Annotated in this window: 13 protein-coding genes; 5 read left to right on the top strand and 8 right to left on the bottom strand. The window is 41.5% G+C overall.

Features of this window, described 5'->3' with window-relative positions; all coding sequences use genetic code 11:
• Window positions 1-91 precede the first annotated feature (91 nt).
• From PG901_RS09240 to PG901_RS09230, 3 genes are all read left to right on the top strand, one after another.
• The gene (locus PG901_RS09240; RefSeq protein WP_201619088.1) at window positions 92-1,273 is read left to right on the top strand and encodes a thiolase family protein; all 1,182 of its coding nucleotides are present in this window, start codon (window positions 92-94) and stop codon (window positions 1,271-1,273) included.
• A 506-nt stretch (window positions 1,274-1,779) separates the two neighbouring features.
• Window positions 1,780-2,628 (top strand): DUF2382 domain-containing protein, encoded by an 849-nt coding sequence (locus PG901_RS09235; protein ID WP_201562382.1) that lies wholly within the window; start codon window positions 1,780-1,782, stop codon window positions 2,626-2,628.
• Window positions 2,629-2,803: 175 nt separating this feature from the next.
• The gene (locus PG901_RS09230; protein ID WP_227692346.1) at window positions 2,804-3,553 is read left to right on the top strand and encodes a YsnF/AvaK domain-containing protein; all 750 of its coding nucleotides are present in this window, start codon (window positions 2,804-2,806) and stop codon (window positions 3,551-3,553) included.
• Window positions 3,554-3,684: 131 nt separating this feature from the next.
• Here PG901_RS09230 and PG901_RS09225 read toward each other — a convergent pair whose 3' ends face one another.
• Together PG901_RS09225 and secA are read right to left on the bottom strand one after the other, a co-directional pair.
• Window positions 3,685-4,236: a hypothetical protein gene (locus PG901_RS09225; RefSeq protein WP_201625324.1), complete on the bottom strand. Its 552-nt coding sequence runs from the start codon at window positions 4,234-4,236 to the stop codon at window positions 3,685-3,687.
• A gap of 229 nt (window positions 4,237-4,465) precedes the next feature.
• Entirely contained in the window at window positions 4,466-7,222 is a 2,757-nt protein-coding gene (gene secA / locus PG901_RS09220; RefSeq protein WP_271134318.1) for a preprotein translocase subunit SecA, read from the bottom strand.
• Between the two features lie 457 nt (window positions 7,223-7,679).
• Between secA and mutS the strand changes: the two genes are divergently transcribed.
• Together mutS and fdxA are read left to right on the top strand one after the other, a co-directional pair.
• Window positions 7,680-10,727, top strand: coding sequence for a DNA mismatch repair protein MutS (mutS, locus tag PG901_RS09215; protein ID WP_271134317.1), 3,048 nt, complete (start codon window positions 7,680-7,682; stop codon window positions 10,725-10,727).
• 92 nt (window positions 10,728-10,819) lie between these two features.
• Window positions 10,820-11,143, top strand: coding sequence for a ferredoxin FdxA (gene fdxA, locus PG901_RS09210; protein WP_149492489.1), 324 nt, complete (start codon window positions 10,820-10,822; stop codon window positions 11,141-11,143).
• 95 nt (window positions 11,144-11,238) lie between these two features.
• On the opposite strand, the gene PG901_RS09205 is transcribed toward fdxA, so the two are convergent.
• From PG901_RS09205 to PG901_RS09180, 6 genes are all read right to left on the bottom strand, one after another.
• Window positions 11,239-11,757, bottom strand: a complete 519-nt coding sequence (locus PG901_RS09205) for a pilin (protein ID WP_271134316.1) — start codon at window positions 11,755-11,757, stop codon at window positions 11,239-11,241.
• Between the two features lie 410 nt (window positions 11,758-12,167).
• Entirely contained in the window at window positions 12,168-12,326 is a 159-nt protein-coding gene (locus tag PG901_RS09200; RefSeq protein WP_271134315.1) for a hypothetical protein, read from the bottom strand.
• Window positions 12,323-13,603, bottom strand: coding sequence for a phosphoethanolamine transferase (locus tag PG901_RS09195; RefSeq protein ID WP_271134314.1), 1,281 nt, complete (start codon window positions 13,601-13,603; stop codon window positions 12,323-12,325). Before PG901_RS09195 ends, PG901_RS09200 begins: the two co-directional genes overlap by 4 nt.
• A 423-nt stretch (window positions 13,604-14,026) precedes the next feature.
• Entirely contained in the window at window positions 14,027-15,175 is a 1,149-nt protein-coding gene (locus PG901_RS09190) for a serine hydrolase domain-containing protein (protein WP_271134313.1), read from the bottom strand.
• A 46-nt stretch (window positions 15,176-15,221) separates the two neighbouring features.
• Window positions 15,222-16,382, bottom strand: coding sequence for a serine hydrolase domain-containing protein (locus tag PG901_RS09185; RefSeq protein WP_271134312.1), 1,161 nt, complete (start codon window positions 16,380-16,382; stop codon window positions 15,222-15,224).
• The gene (locus PG901_RS09180; protein ID WP_271134311.1) at window positions 16,355-17,263 is read right to left on the bottom strand and encodes a methyltransferase family protein; all 909 of its coding nucleotides are present in this window, start codon (window positions 17,261-17,263) and stop codon (window positions 16,355-16,357) included. The genes PG901_RS09185 and PG901_RS09180 overlap by 28 nt, the downstream gene beginning before the upstream one ends.
• Between the last annotated feature and the right edge of the window lie 39 nt (window positions 17,264-17,302).

Genomic DNA, 17,302 nt, shown 5'->3' with positions numbered 1-17,302 from the left:
AGTCACTAAGCGGATGGCTTTAGCTTAACTGTTTTATTTTAATGATGAAAAATAGCACTTTCGTTTCAAAACCTAAAAGGGAAGAAGAATAATGTCAAATGATGCAATTGTAATTTTAAACGGCGCACGTACTCCAATGGGCGGCTTTCAAGGCGCACTTAAAGACATGAGCGCCACAGAATTGGGCGCTGCTGCTATTAAAGCCGCTGTTGAGCGTTCAGGCGTAAGCGTTGATAATATTGATGAAGTCATCATGGGCTGTATCTTGACCGCCGGTCTAGGCCAAGGCCCTGCTCGTCAAGCCATGCGTAAAGCAGGTCTAAATGATGCAACGGGCGCCGTTACCATTAATAAACTTTGTGGTTCAGGTCTAAAAGCGGTCATGCAAGCGCACGATGGTATTAAAGCGGGCAGCTTTAACGTGGCAGTTGCAGGTGGCATGGAATCAATGACCAACGCTCCTTATATCATGCCAGGGTCGCGCGGCGGCTATCGCATGGGACATAAAGAAGTCAAAGACCATATGTTCTTAGACGGTCTAGAAGACGCTGAAACAGGTAAGCTGATGGGTCAATTTGCCCAAGAAATGGCCAATGAAAAAGGCTATACGCGTGAGCAAATGGATGATTTTGCCATTGAGTCGCTTAACCGTGCGTTGACAGCCATTAAAGACGGTCATTTTAAAGATGAAGTCACCCCAGTTACTTTCAAAACTCGTAAAGGCGAGCAAAGCGTCGATACTGATGAGCAGCCTGCCCTTGCCAATGCGGAGCGTATTCCTACCCTACGCCCAGCTTTCGCTAAAGACGGTACGATTACCGCGGCAAACGCCAGCTCAATCTCAGACGGCGCTGCAGCTGTTGTGATGATGAAAGAGTCACAAGCAAAAGAGGAAGGCTTAGATTATCAAGCACGTATCGTAGCCGCTGCTTCTAACTCACGTCATCCAAGCGAATTTACCATTGCTCCAGTTGGCGCGATTGAAAAAGTATTGGACAAAGCAGGATGGTCAGTTGCTGATGTCGACCTATGGGAAATCAACGAAGCATTTGCGATGGTAACGATGGCTGCGATGGATGAGCTCAACATCGAGCACGCTAAAGTCAACGTCGAAGGCGGCGCTTGTGCCCTTGGTCATCCAGTCGGCTGTTCAGGTGCGCGTATCTTAGTGACGCTTATCAACTCGCTAAAACGTACGGGCGGCAAAAAAGGCGTCGCAACCTTATGTATCGGTGGTGGTGAAGCGGTTGCCGTGGCAATTGAACTGGCTTAGTTTTAGGCTATTTGAACTTTTAACTTCTTAAATTTTAGCTTCTTAAAAAAGTTTGAGACATTAATATTAAGTTAATAGTTCTAAGCGTTAACTGATCTTATTGTTATTTAAAAACCGCATGGCATTTGGCTATGCGGTTTTTTTATGTGTGAAATTTACAAATCACGAAAATTTGTTTATTGCTGTAAGAAAGCCTTAACTTAAATTTATATAGTGATAGTGAGTTTTACAGCCTATTACACGCACTTACCTCAAGCGCACACTTTGCTACCTTGCTCATATATCTCATTGAAAACTGCACTGTTACGATATTAACAAGTTGATGGAAAGGCTATTTACTAGAATTGTTAATTAAATTAACAATCTAGCTATCCACTAGAGCCATCTTGGCTTAAGACAACAACTTACCAGTTTCTCAGTAATGCGAGTGTTTATCGCATTTTATTTTAAAAAAATAATTACTAATTTATTTAAATAAAATTTACTCATATAAAAGGAAGATAATAATGAGCCAACTAATTCGTTTAAGAGATATCCAAGCGACTCACCGCGACCTTATCGGTGATGACTATTATGACCCAACAGGCAAAACAGCATATGGCGTCAATGAAGAAAAAATCGGTAAAATTGAAGGCGCTTTAGTAGAAGATACCACCGGTCGCATCCGTTATTTAATCGTTGATGCAGGCGGTTGGTTTAGCTCAAAAGAAGTATTGGTACCAGCAGGTCTAGCGCGTATCGTTGGTGATGACGTATTTTTCGATAGCCTGACGCAAGCGCAAGTCGAAGCGATGGAAGTATACGATCACGACTATCAATACAGCTATAAAGAGCAGTATGAAAAAGATCGCCAATCATTTGTGGCTGATAGCATTCCAGAAGCCGAGCGTATGGAAATTGCAGACCATGCCTACAATGCCCCAAATACGCTAGAGCTGCTAGAAGAGCGCTTGACAGTCAATAAAGACCGCATCGTAGCGGGTTTGGTTAAAGTCGGCAAGCATGTGGTGACTGAAGAGCGTAATATTGACGTCGAGCTAGAAGAAGAGCACGCTAATATCCAGCGTACCAATGTAGATCGCCCAACAGACCGCCGTATCGGTGATATTGATGGCAACCAAACCGTGGAAGTTGAGCTAGAAGCGGAACGTGCCCGCGTTAATAAAGAAACTTATGTGTCTGAAGAAGTAAATGTCGGTAAGACAACTGAGCGTCATACTGAAACGATTGCTGAAACCATTCAACGTGAAGAGTTAGATATCGATGGTGATGGTAACGTGGTTGACCGCGATGGTAATCTTTTTGACCGCGATGATATCACTGCCGAAGATGTACGCCGCGCTCGTGGTATGTAATAAGCAATTCTTTCGCATAGTTCCACCATCTTTGATAAGCAATTCTTCATAAGATGAATACCTACTATGTGACCGTAATTAGCAGCTGAGTGTTATGCTCAGTAGATAAGACCAGAGCTCGCCTCTGGTCTTTTTTTATACCTATTTATTATATCTGCCCATAAGGAATATGACCATGAATGCCGACGACAATGACATGAAACAGCAGCAAATTAAGCAAGATGCACACTTAGCAACAACGAATGCTTCTTCTTTAGATAGAATAGCCAACCATAGTGGTGAGAATAAATTACCCCCGCCTGATGTAGCTGCATCTACCTTATCTACTTCCTCACCTACTTCTAAGCCCAATCAGCAGCAAGCACTAATGGGCAGTGGGCAAGATGGTTTATCCAATAATTCAGCAAACAATTTGACAAATAATCTAGAAGACACGAAAAACGGTGGTTATCTAGAACTATTAGAAGAACGTCCTGTCATTAACAAAGAACGCTTGGATGTCGGCAAGGTAACGGTCACTAAGCATACGCGCACAAAAACCATCGACGTACCTATTGAATTGGTAGAAGAATATATTACTGTACGCACTGATTATTATGATGCAGAAAGTCAGGATTTATTATCAGGTAAGTACGATGATAAAGACATATTACGTCACGTTGAGCCATCGTTAGATAGCAGAGCTGTTATAACCATTAATGGTAAACAGATTGAGATGGGCGCTGAGCCAATTGAGATTATTTTATCGCGTCAAGTGGCGACGATTACCAAAGACACTCATGTGATTCAAGAAGTAGAGATTAATAAAACTACCCATACGCATACCGACAGCATTCAAGTAGAAGTTAAGCATGAAGAGCTAGATGTTACCGAAGAAGGTTTTTTAGCCCATGAACGTGAACATAGTACATCGTATAAAGAGTAGAGTTATATAAAATCGAGCATTTATTCTAAGAGCTTCAAAAGTTAGACCAAAAAAAGCAACGTCAGCGTTGCTTTTTTTATAAGGTTTTATCTAAATTTAATCAGAAAAAACCTCATTTTATAAATCTACTTTTATACTGCGTCTTCTACAGTTGCAGTATCTTCGGCTTTCTTACACTCATACGTGCTGACGTTGGTTGCATCTGCACCCGCCGTACGCATCACACCTGTTTCGCGCTCTTTATGAGCCACGCGCCACTGTATAAAGCCTTCACCACCATCGATGGCAGTTTTTGCTTCAAACACTTCAGGGTTAGTCGCATCGTTGGTTTTCGTTAAAGTCGCTGTACCTTGGGCAGTCGCAAGAATGACCTGATTCTCAGTATCTTTATACGTCGCTTCAACGGCGAGCGCAGGTGAACATGAATAACTTATTTGATTGACGCCGGTATTAACAGAAGCAATCGTATCATCTTCTACGTCGCTGGCAGGCGCATCTACCACCACATCACTAGGCTCGGCAGGATCAGCGGACATGGGTACAGACTGCTCTTCACTGATACTGTCTTCTAGGCTTGGCTCTGTCTCTTGCTGTTGTTGACAAGCGCTAAGCGTCATGGCACCCGCCAGTAAACTGGTTAGGACGATAGAGGTACGCAATTTTTTTAATAATTCTACATTCATCACACTCTCCCAAATAAAGATGTTAAACACTATAGCGCGCCCGTAAATTCACGCCTATGTTGAATTTGTAATTAATCGCCAAAAAGACACTGATACTTTTATAATCGTAACTCTCATACTGATATCAATTATTCGATATAAGTACTAAGGCTATATCTATAAAAAAAGCCCCTATCTATTTTAGATAGGGACTTTTTATCATAACTTAACAATGGTTGATTATCAATGTTTAGATTTTACCATGGCATTGTTTATACTTCAGTCCTGAGCCACAAGGACACGGGGCGTTACGGCTGATATTCATACCAGCGTATGGGTCTGGACCCGCCACAGCGCCTGCTGCGGTCGCACCAGCAAGATTGCGGTTTTGTGCAGCGGCTCTATCAGCTCCGCTGTCCATGTTATCAATATCGCTGTGCTCAAACTGCATTTGCATCTGTGCTGCATTTTCACGCTGCTGCGCTTCTAATGCTGCAAGCTCTTCTTTGGTCGGGATATGTACGCGTGATAAATCTTGTACCGTCTCAGATTTAATTGCCCCAAGCATCATTTGGAATAATTCAAACGACTCACGCTTATATTCTTGCTCAGGGTTTTTTTGTGCATAACCGCGCAGATGAATACCTTTACGCAGCTGATCCATTTGGGTTAAATGCTCTTTCCAATGCTTATCTAAGCTTTGCAGCATAAAATGACGCTCAAGCTGGGCGGCATCTTTTTCGCCCATTTGCTCACGGCGGCTATGATAACGATCCAATGCCGTTTGGATGATTTTAGCACGTAAGCCTTCTTCATCTAGGCGGCGATCTTCATCAAGCCAATCGTTAATTGGCATCGCAATCTTGAATTCGTCCTCAAGCTCGTCCTCTAAACCGTCGATATTCCACTGGTCATCGATAGAGCCCGGCGGGATAAACTGGTTAATCATGGCATTATAAACTTCATGATGCATGACTTCGATGGCCTCTAACAAATCTAACTCTGCCAATAAATCATCACGCTGACTATAGATGACTTTACGCTGCTCATTGGCGACGTCATCGTATTTCAACAGATTTTTACGGGCATCAAAATCGCGGCTTTCTACTTTACCTTGGGCGTTTTCAATCGATTTAGAAACCATTTTATGTTCAATGGCTTCATCTTCTTTAAGACCCATGGCGCGCATCATATTGACGACGCGATCACCGGCAAAGATACGCATCAAATCATCTTCAAGCGATAAGAAGAAGCGCGACATCCCAGGGTCACCTTGACGACCAGCACGACCACGCAGCTGGTTATCAATACGGCGTGATTCATGACGCTCAGAGCCGATAATATGTAGACCGCCAGCGGCAACGACTTGGTCGTGCTTAACTTGCCATTGGGCTTTTAGGCGCGCCATTTCTTCCGGACTAACCGAATCAATATCTTCGATAAATGATTGCCAGTTACCACCAAGGATAATGTCGGTACCACGACCAGCCATGTTGGTCGCAATCGTCACAGCCTTTGGACTACCCGCCTGAGCGATGATTTCTGCTTCACGCTCATGTTGCTTGGCGTTTAGGACGTTATGCTTGACGCCTTCTTGATCGAGCAAGTAGGACAACTCTTCACTGGCTTCAATCGTCGCCGTACCAACCAATACTGGGGCGCCTTTGGCTTGAATTTCTTTAATCTCGCGGATGATACCTTTATATTTCCCTAACTTGGTTAAGAAAATCTGGTCATCCATATCGATACGCGCAATCGGCTCATGCGTTGGAATCACAATGACATCTAAATCATAAGTGGATTTAAATTCTGCCGCTTCGGTATCAGCTGTACCCGTCATACCAGATAATTTGTCATACAAACGGAAATAGTTCTGGAAAGTCGTCGTCGCAAGCGTTTGGTTCTCTGCTTGAATCTCGACGTTTTCTTTGGCTTCTACCGCTTGGTGCAAGCCTTCTGACCAGCGGCGACCCGGCATAGTACGACCAGTGTTTTCATCTACGATAATCACTTCGCCGTCGTCAACGATATAATGGACGTTTTTGACAAACACATGATGGGCACGAATGGCCGCTTGGACGTGAGCCAATAGTGGCAAACGGCTCGGGCTATATAAACTTTCGTTTTCGCCAAGCTCACCCACTTCGATTAAGAAGCGTTCAATTTTCTCATAGCCTTTTTCGCTGATTTCGATTTGACGATTTTTTTCATCAATCCAAAAATCTTCGTCTTCGTTATTCTTATTGGCTTCTTCGTCCTTTGAACGAATAAGCACCGGAATAATGGTGTTAATCAGCGCATACATACGTGATGAGTCTTCGGCTTGACCCGAGATAATCAGTGGCGTACGCGCCTCATCGATTAAGATAGAGTCAATTTCATCAATAATGCAATAGTTTAGCGGACGCTGTTTTTTCTCAGCTAAGCTAAACACCATGTTATCGCGTAGATAATCAAAACCGTATTCGTTGTTGGTACCATAAGTGATATCTGCTTGATAAGCGTCAATCTTTTCTTGCGGCGGCTGCTGCGAATAAATAACGCCAACCGTCATACCCAAAAAGCCAAACAATGGACGGTTTAACTCGGCATCACGCGCCGCCAAATAATCATTGACCGTTACCAAATGCACGCCTTTGCCACTGATGGCATTGAGGTACATAGCCAAGGTACCCATCAAGGTTTTACCTTCACCGGTTTTCATCTCAGCAATTTTGCCTTCGTGCAAGGTGATACCACCGATCAGCTGCACATCATAGTGACGCATGCCATTGACGCGTAGCGACGCTTCGCGGCAGACGGCAAACGCTTCTGGTAATAAGGCATCTAAGCTTTCACCGTTTTGGTGTCTTGCTTTAAACTCTTCGGTTTTTTGTTGTAATTGCTCATCAGACAGGGCTTGTATCGTAGCCTCATGTGCGTTAATTTTGCTGACCACTTTACGCATGCGCTTTAATTCGCGTTCATTTTTGGTGCCAACGACACTGCCTATAATCTTTGATAACATAATTTTTGACCTATGGAAATATTCGATAATTAGTGCGCATTCGCTAAGGCTTTATATATTGCTGCCTGGTCATTACAATGCTGACAATCATCACTGACTAAATACCTTTTAATAACTTACTGATTAATAACGCACTGATTGTCAAAGTATTGATTAACAAAGCACGCAATAATAAGGTACTGACTAATGATGAGTCGCTTAATGAAGTATCGCCCAATTAAGTGTGACGTCATTATATATGGTTATGACGCCGATGGATACAAGGGCAATGAGTAGATATTTGCCGACGTAAAAACCTAGTAGGACGTGTTAAAATAGCGCTTATAGTCTTAATCTTTCAAGCTTTTACCTACTCCCTTTAACAGGATAATTTACTAACCTTCAACCGTTATTTATTCTTATAAAAATCAGCATTTCGCCCCACGTAAACCCATTTAAGCATCATAAGAGATCCTGCATGACCGTTAATCCGTCCGCTCAAAATCCTCATTCAGCTGAACCGTTAGTCATAGGTGACGCCGTTTATCACTTGGCAGACCATACGCCGATGATGGTGCAATATCTAACCATGAAAGCCAATTATCCACAAGCGCTACTGCTGTACCGGATGGGTGATTTTTATGAGTTATTTTTTGATGATGCCAAGCGCGCGGCGCAGATACTCGATATTACGCTCACTCGCCGTGGTACGGATAAAGCAGGCAATACCATTGCGATGGCAGGCGTCCCCTTTCATGCGGCTGACAGCTATATGGCACGGCTGATTGCGGCTGGGCAGACAGTGGTCGTTTGTGAGCAAATTGACGAGTCGGCTACTGGCACTAGCAGTCCGTCCAATACACCTACAATGGGCGATAAGCAAAAAAAAGATAAAAGTAAATCGACAGCCGGTACTATCATGCGCCGTGAAGTAGTTAAAACCCTGACCGCTGGTACGATTACTGATGACGCCCTAATTGCACCCAACCACACCCCGACTGTCGTTGCCATTGATATCGAAACTCCTAAATCGAACAGCAAACAACCTATGCAAGCTGCTATTAGCCAAATGGATTTAGCCGCTGGAACCCTAACGACGCAAACACTAAGCGCAAACCATGATGATATTGAAGGGCTGCAAACTCAAATGCTGACGGTGCTGGCACGTTTTGCGCCGAGTGAATGTATTATTAGCGAAGCGCTTGGTGATAACATTGGCAGTACCGATACAGATTGGCTGCTATGGCTACGGCAAAATCTTGACTGCCCTATTATCGAAGTTGCGGCCAATGACTTTCACCGTGAGCATGCCAGCGCAACCCTTTGCCAGCAGTTTGACGTCCAACGCCTTGATGGACTTGGTATTAGTGATGCGCCACTTGCCCAATCTAGCTGCGCCGCACTAATCCATTATGCACGGCAAACCCAGCAACGCCATGTGCCACAAGTTAACCAGCTTGTTGTTGAATATAATGATGACTATTTAATCATTGATGCCAATAGTCAGCAAAACCTAGAGCTGTTTACCCCCGTTAGCAGCAATGGTACATCATTGATATCGGTGCTTAATCATTGTCAAACGCCAATGGGACGCCGCTTACTCATGCAGCAAATGAAGCGCCCGCTGCGCCAGCATACACGTATTAATTTGCGTTTAGATGCAATCACTAGCCTTTTGCAGACAGACAATAATTTTGGCGAAAATAAGCAGGTTAATGAAAATTTAGAAAATAATTCATTGGTCAGCAGTTTACGTGAAACCTTAAATGCTATCGGTGATATTGAACGTATCAGTAGCCGTATCGGGCTGATGAGTGCCAAGCCGCGTGACTTGCGTAAATTGGCTGATGGTATTGCTAGTAGCACCCAACTTACTACTCTACTGATAAATGTAGGTATTAGCCATGAGCAAGCAGGCTTGCTGCCCATGCTGATGCAGCAATTACCTGCCCAACTACCTGCCGTACAATCCGTGGCCGAGCTAATCGAGCGCGCTATTATTGCAGAGCCACCAGCGCATATTCGTGATGGTGGTATGCTAGCCGCAGGCTACGATGCAGAGTTTGATCGTCTTACCCATCTGCATGACAATATCCAAGTAACGTTAGACAAGATGGTAGAGCGTGCGCGTCAAGAGAGTCAATTACCCAGTCTAAAAGTGGGTTTTAATAAAGTCAGCGGCTTTTATTTCGAATTACCCAAAATGCAGGCAAAGAATGCACCGGCGCATTTTATCCGTCGGCAAACGCTTAAAAGTAGCGAGCGCTTTATTACTGATGAGCTAAAAGAAGTCGAGACCGAATATCTAAGCGCACAGACATTAGCATTGACTCGTGAAAAGCAGCTATATCACGAACTATTGACCATATTAGGTAGCCATTTAGCCGAACTACAACAGCTTAGCGCAGCTATCGCGCAAATAGATGTGCTTAGCAATTGGGCACAGCTTGCCATAATTTATAACTGGCAACGACCAGTCATGAGTAACGACTCAAAAAATGACAGTTATGCAAAAATTGCTAGCCAAACCAGTATCGATATTAAAGCAGGTCGTCATGTCGTTGTCGAAGCGGCGTTAAATCCAAATAATACTGCCATTCAAAGCAAAACAACCAAACACAGCAGCCATTTCGTTGCCAATGATTGCGCATTGGGCAGTTATGAAAATTCTGAAAGACTGTTAATGATTACCGGTCCTAATATGGGCGGTAAATCGACCTATATGCGCCAAACCGCGCTGATTGTTCTACTCACCCATTGTGGCAGCTTTGTGCCAGCAGCCAGCGCTCATATCGGTGATATCGATCGCATTTTTACTCGTATTGGCTCAGCTGATGATTTAGCGGGTGGCAAATCTACCTTTATGGTTGAGATGATTGAGACCGCTAACATCCTTAACCAAGCGACCAATAAATCATTGGTGCTGATGGATGAAGTCGGACGCGGTACGGCTACTACTGATGGCTTAGCAATCGCCCATGCTTGCGTCAATCGACTGGTCGAGATTGGCTGCCTGACATTATTTGCCACCCATTACTTTGAGTTGACAAAATTGGCGGAAAACAACATAGAAAATAATGCAAGCAATCATGCCAATATCCGCAATGTGCATGTCGCTGCCAGTGAAGTCGATGGTCAATTATTATTACTCCATCAAATCAAAGATGGTGCTGCAAGCTCTAGCTTTGGATTGCATGTGGCAAAGATGGCTGGTATTCCTACTCAGGTATTAAATGATGCTAAACGTTATTTAATAGACAATTTAAAAGCGGAAAAAGAAAACAACATTGATGATAAAAATGAATTAGCTAAGTCGTTAAACGATAAACAGCAACAGAATCATGAGAGTAAAGTAGAAGATGTAAGTATCAGTAACATTACTCAAACTCAAAAATCAGGTGACAATTCAAAACAAAATCAGTTATTTAGCCTACAAGATGAGCTAAGTGCGATTAATCCTGATAACCTAACGCCAAAGCAAGCACATGACTTACTTTATCATCTAAAGGAAATCATTAGTCATTAAAGGGAATTGTCAATTAGTGGTAAAAGCGCTAAAATGTGCCTTATTTTTAATCTATTCTATTTTGCCCAATCAAATAACAGGTAGACAGTACTATGACCTTTGTCGTTACAGAGAACTGCATTCTTTGCAAATACACCGACTGTGTGGAAGTCTGTCCTGTAGACTGCTTTTATGAAGGACCGAACTTCCTCGTCATCGACCCTGATGAGTGTATCGACTGCGCGCTATGCGAGCCTGAATGTCCTGCCAATGCGATCTTCTCAGAAGACGAAGTACCAAAAGGGCAAGAGGTGTTCACCCAGCTAAATGAAGAGCTGGCACAAAAATGGCCAAATATCACTGAGATGAAAGGTCAATTGCCAGAAGCTGAAAAGTGGGATGGCGTGGAAGGTAAGATTCAATATTTAGAGAAGTAGTTGATTCTTTAAAACACAGCAATATATTTAGATCATAAAAAACCACCTAATAGCCATTTTATAAAAAGGGCCATTAGGTGGTTTTTTATTGCTGCCTATAAACTTGCATCATAGGCGCATGAATTGGGTAAATAAAGAGCCTCTATATTACTACTACAGCTCCAAGAGCCAGTACTGCTACGTAACCATTTTATTTTTTTACCCGCCAATCTTGGGTTGACTTGGGTCGATACAGTGGCAGTAATACTGGTTGTTAATATAAGCGGATTACTCAGCTGTGCAACGCCCATATTATTGGGCAATACCACGCCCACTTGTGAGCCGCCTATGATTAGGTTGGAGCCTGATGCACGCGGATCGCACTTATGAGTACCCAAACCAATGACTGTTCGACCCGTCTGTATACATTCCTCTACCGTCAGCCGTAACTGCCCAAGCTCACTAATAACTCTCGTTGCTTGGGTTTTACCGATATAAATTTGGTATTGTGGAATAGCTATCGCTGCCAAGATGCCAATAACAGCCACCACAATCATCAGCTCAATCAAAGTAAAGCCAGATTGGGTAAATGAATGACATTTTTGAGTCTTTTTTAGGAGTTGGGGCGTGGTCATGGCGGTCACATCACAGTCAATAAGGTTACCCCTATAGTGCACATCCTATGCCATCATTGATACTTATCTACAATCCCTTGCCATATTAATATTCTGTAATCATATTATTATCGGTGATAATACGAGGTGTACGACCTGATTCTGTCATGTCGATATTTCTATAAAGCAATAATGGATTACTCATAATCAGTTCATCTGCTTATGTAGACTCTTGTTGATTAGTAAAAACAAGCTGTTTTGTCTTATAGTTTTTTAATTGACACAAGTTATTTTCAATCATTGTCTTATTAATGATGACTGGATTATGTGATGCCAATACAAAGAATTTATATTTATAGACATAATCATACACGCTCTGAGCCATATAATAAGCATCCAATGATTGAGTCGTATTGTAATAAACCACGCCATCAGATAATCAAAGTAATCGACGTTAGATCCACACCAAAGCCAGTAAATAATAGCCGCTGCCAACTAACTTGATACACCAGTGCGCTGAACCCCGATATAAAAAATATAGCGGCTAGATTGGCAAGTAATTGCTGTTGTTTTGAAGATATAGTATTCATTTTACTTCTCTACAGCTGCCTTGCTGCTCACTACGGTCATAATCCCTACCGCCTAATACTAAGCGTGGATAAGGCATTAAGTTGCCCAATACGCTACGGTTTAATGAATAGTTTGGAATCGTAATATCGGCAGCATCTATTAAGGTTGGGAATATGGAAGTATGATTAATGGGTTTGGTGGCGTTCGCCTGCAACTGTTGCACCTTATCAGCATGATTAGCAGCAAAGCGTGGCGAATACCATGCTAGGCTCGCTATCTCAAAGTTATGTGCTGTCTCGTTAGCATGTCCGCTTTTATCACATTGACCATCGAACAAGTCTTCGCCATGGTCTGAGCTATAAAGCAAAAACGACTCCGTCTGAGCTTGCGCTTGCATACTATTTATCAGATCATTAATCACATAATCAGTGTATAAAATAGAGTTGTCATAGCTATTAATGAGTGGCTGCTTATATTTTTTTTCTTGTATGCTATAGCCGTCCAACTCATTTAATGACGGTTTAAATCTATCAAAAGAGGCCGGATAACGGTGTGCATAATCAAAATGACTACCTAGCGTATGAATGACCACCAAGGTTTTTTGCGATTGGTTTGCCAATATCTGTTCAAAGATAGGCAGCACTACGCCGTCAGTTTCACCTTTATTGGTATAGTTGGTTTTATTTAAAAATATAATATTATCAGCTTCTTTGGCATAAACGGAAGTACTGGTATCATGGGCGCCAAATTTTTGCTGTGTGGATAGCCAATAGGTAGCAAAGCCCGCTTCTTTAAAAGCAGAAATCACCGACTTCTCTGGGAAATTATAGTTATTTACTAACCTTGAAGGTTTTCGGGTCAGTAGCATAGGAATCGAGCTACGGGTCATGCTAGATATACTGAGCATATCGGTAAAGTTCACCACATTGGCTTGGGTGGATAATAAAGGATTGGTCGGCCTTGAATAGCCATTTAATTGCCAATTAGCACGGCGGCTGGTCTCACCAATCACTAGCACGACAAGCTGTTTATTATTAGCATTGTCAGACGCTGTCGCATTAAAAGAAAACTGCTGGTTTTTAGCAAATGCTTTATTAATTTTGCTTTGCTCATGATACAAATCATAAAAAGAAACAAATAATCCTATTGGATAGCTTTGCTTTAGCTCTTTTAAGAAAAAGCTCTTATCCTCATCTACCAAAAATTGAGTAGATGGCTTTATATAATTATCATCTGTCTCAGATACCGATGCCAAGGCGTAATTAGCTGCTACACTGATTATAGCAATACTGCTCACACTAATAATAACCCACCAGCGACTACGATGCATCCATCGTATTGGAGCATGCCTATTTTGCCAAAAAAGAGCAGACACTACAGCTACCCAAACAATCACTATAACGAAATAAAAGTAAATCTTACTACCTAAAAAGCTCAATGCTTCTTGCCGATTGGTCTCAAGTATAATGCTTAAGACTTCCTCATTAATACTACTATCATAATAATAAGTATAAAATATAACAAAGGGAACTATAACGACAATAGGATAAAAAATTATTAAGTACCGACTGTCTTTAACCAATGCAAAAAGATAAATTATAAATATTATATTTAATAAAAAATTATTGAAACCTAAATTTACCCCTTTACTATATAAATATAAGTTAGGCAGCAACAATAGTAATTGCAATACAAAAATAGTTAAACCGTGCATACTACTTTATCCTATCGTTACTTTTAAATGCTCATAGATCATCATTTTTACCTTATTACTACCCTTTACATCATTATTTGGCATGCCATTACTCAATAATGCCACCACCCCGCCACGCTCATCTATAGCGACTAATGAAGATAACCCCAATAAACCCCCATCTCGATAATGCATCATGGACAAATTTGGCTGTGACTGATACGGCACCATCGCATAGCCATAGCACTCTGCTATCTGTGTAGTATCACACGCAACTTTAGGGCTATTAGTAAGTATGTTTGGCGCAGGCTTAGCTGCCATGACGTGTACTTGCTTGGCTAAATCTAGCGCATTACCTGACAGCCCTGCCGCTGATGCAAGTGCCTCATAATCAAAAGCGGTATAAATATCAGCGTGCCCTGTCAATCCCGTTTCGACATAGTTATAGCTCACCTCATCCGCCATGGGCTTATTGGCGATAAATTTTAAAGTACTATCAGCAAAACCATACTGCTGAGCGATAATGTCAGTATAAGGTTTGTCATTATTTAATCGGCTAACTACTTCACCTAATAGACAATAACCCAAATTAGAATAGCTGGTCTTACTATCAGGCTCAAAGCCTAGGGCAATGTTATTTAGCTCATTAATATGGTTGGGGCAAATGTCCTTGCCAATACCAAACATATCCTGACCAAAGATGCTATAACGGTCAAATCCGGCTCGGTGCAATAATAGCTGCTCAATAGTAATATCATTCACGCGCATATCTACTGGCGTATCAATCTCGCTGATGATATCTACTAACGATGTGTCAAGTGTCAGCCTGCCCTCTTTGACCAGCTCTAAAATGGCATCTGCTGTCCACAGCTTAGTGACGCTAGCATAGCGAAAACGTGTTTGCTCAGTGACGCTGTCTGATAGTATAGGATACTTACCCATATATCCGTTTTCACAATGATGTAATTTACCGTTTGGCTCGATATAGGCAATTTGATTGGCAGGGGCGTTATTGTGTTTGGATTGATACCATAATATATCGGCAAGCCATACGGGGCTATCATCACTACAACTGACGTGACGAGCGGATAACTCGGCACGGATGGGGTAAGTTTGTTGCCATAACATATTACGGGCTTGATTATTGACATAGAAGTATCCAGTGATAGTTATCATAGTCATTAGAGCCAATAAAGTAATAATATCTTTTAAGGTCGTTTTCTTAAACATGATTTTTTTCTTCTAGGTAAATATTATAAATTTTTTTGATTAATTGATTATGTGTTGTCAGCCAAGCAGCACTATCCTCAGAACTAGAAAGAAAAGCCAACACCCCGCCATCACTATCAATCGTCACCAATGCGCTTGCTTTTGGCAGTCTTCCATCTCGCCAATATAGTGTTAGTTTTTTATCAGCTGAATATTCATAACCCGAAAATCCATGGCAACCACGAACGTATGTGACCTCACAATTTATTCCGTTAGAACGACTGGTTACATTAGGATAGCTAACTCTGTCCATCTCATGAATATAGCGAACCAGCTCATTACTATTGCCTGTCAAGGCTCCCACAGAGGCTAATGCATAAAAGTCTAAATTAATTAAATAGGCACTTTTATTCATATCAGGAATTTTTCTTTGGTCAGCTCTATTGGACTGTATAAAACGAATACCGCTATTATCAAAGTTAAAATAATCTAGGCTTACCTCGGTATAACTTTTGGCATAAACGTTTTCAATGACTTTTGCAAGCAGACAGTAGCCTATATTTGAATAGACATTTTTACTATTAGGGTCAAAATCTAAAGTAATGCCTTGTAATTGTTTTATGTCATAGGGGCACCATGGCAATGTGCTCACCATGGTGTCATTGGTTATATTTCCATCAAACCCTGCTCGATGCGAAAGTAAGTCAGATATCGTTATATCAGCAACTCTAGCATCGTTAAGATTGTCAGTATTTATTTTAGGCAAAAAATTAACCAACTTATCATTCAGACTTATTTTTTGCTGTCTGACTAAGTCCAAGATCAACTCAGAGGTAAAAACCTTAGTCACACTCGCAAAGTTCAATAGCGTATCTTGAGTGACTTTATGGCTAACATATGGCAATCCCTCCCAGCCAGCCGTACACGCTGACGTATTACCCTCACTATCCATATAAGACAACTGTAAGTTTAGATACTCTAACTCTTTAATACTATAATTTGCGACTTGTGCTAACCAGCTTTTTCTCTTACCCTCACACTTTATGCTATGTAAAACCAATGCTTTTTTGGCTTTGACTTGCATTGACTCTATAACTGCGAAATCCATTAGGTAAATTAGGATAACAACCAAAACAATCAAAACAATCAATAAGTAGGATGGATTTTTAGCCAACGGAATATTCCCTTTTTATTTATTTCATCACAATACTGGCGATACTCAGGGAACTTCATTAAATGGCGCTCTTCACTTTTGGCACGACCGTAATATATGAGACTAACAAAGGTTAATCCCAAAATATTTTTCCACCATTCGGCACTTACGAATGCCACACCCATAAACGGTAAAGTATGTAACCACCAATAAATATTTTTTGCTATATAAGCAGGATGCTTGGTATAGCGATAGACCCCTTTATCAATCAGGTGACGATAGCTTAGGTTAGAAAACGTCATGCCAAACTCAAAGGTCGCGAGCCAATAAACTACCCAAGTGAGATTGATAATAACGAACATCAGCCAAAATATAACGCTATTATGCGGTAGGATATCACTCCATATCAGGCTGTCTTGTTGGTCATTCACTTGGCGCATAATCCACACCAAAGGCGGATAACATAAAAGTGCAAAAATCCATCCTGACAGATTACTGTTTGTATCTATAATTTGATTGTTAATAATAGCTGAGCTAAACAAATAACCAAAAATCCCAATCAACATATCGATACTGATACCAAAATTAAATAGCAGTAAAGTGATAGCATCCGCATTGAATTGCCATGCGCTATTAAGTAATATACTTAAATTACCTAAAAACCCACTATACATAAAAGGTACGAACACAATTTTTACCGCAGTTTTTAACCCAAAGCGCTTTAAAATAGCAGTGTCAATCGGGATACGTTTATTAAGCATTGCTCCTATCTGAGCATAATCATCTTCTGGCTCCATTAAACGTCTATCTACAAAACAAACATAGCCGATAATTAGGATAAGAATAACAGGAAAAGCGATAAACAGGTCATTAACAAAGGCGGCATATTCAGCCAATCCCATTTGCGTTACGAAAAAAGCATATATATATATGCATATGAA

Source organism: Psychrobacter sp. ANT_H3, assembly GCF_027919975.1.
Taxonomy (GTDB): Bacteria; Pseudomonadota; Gammaproteobacteria; order Pseudomonadales; family Moraxellaceae; genus Psychrobacter; species Psychrobacter maritimus.
Note: the sequence above shows the minus strand (reverse complement) of the source record. Positions and strands in the feature narration are given on the sequence as shown.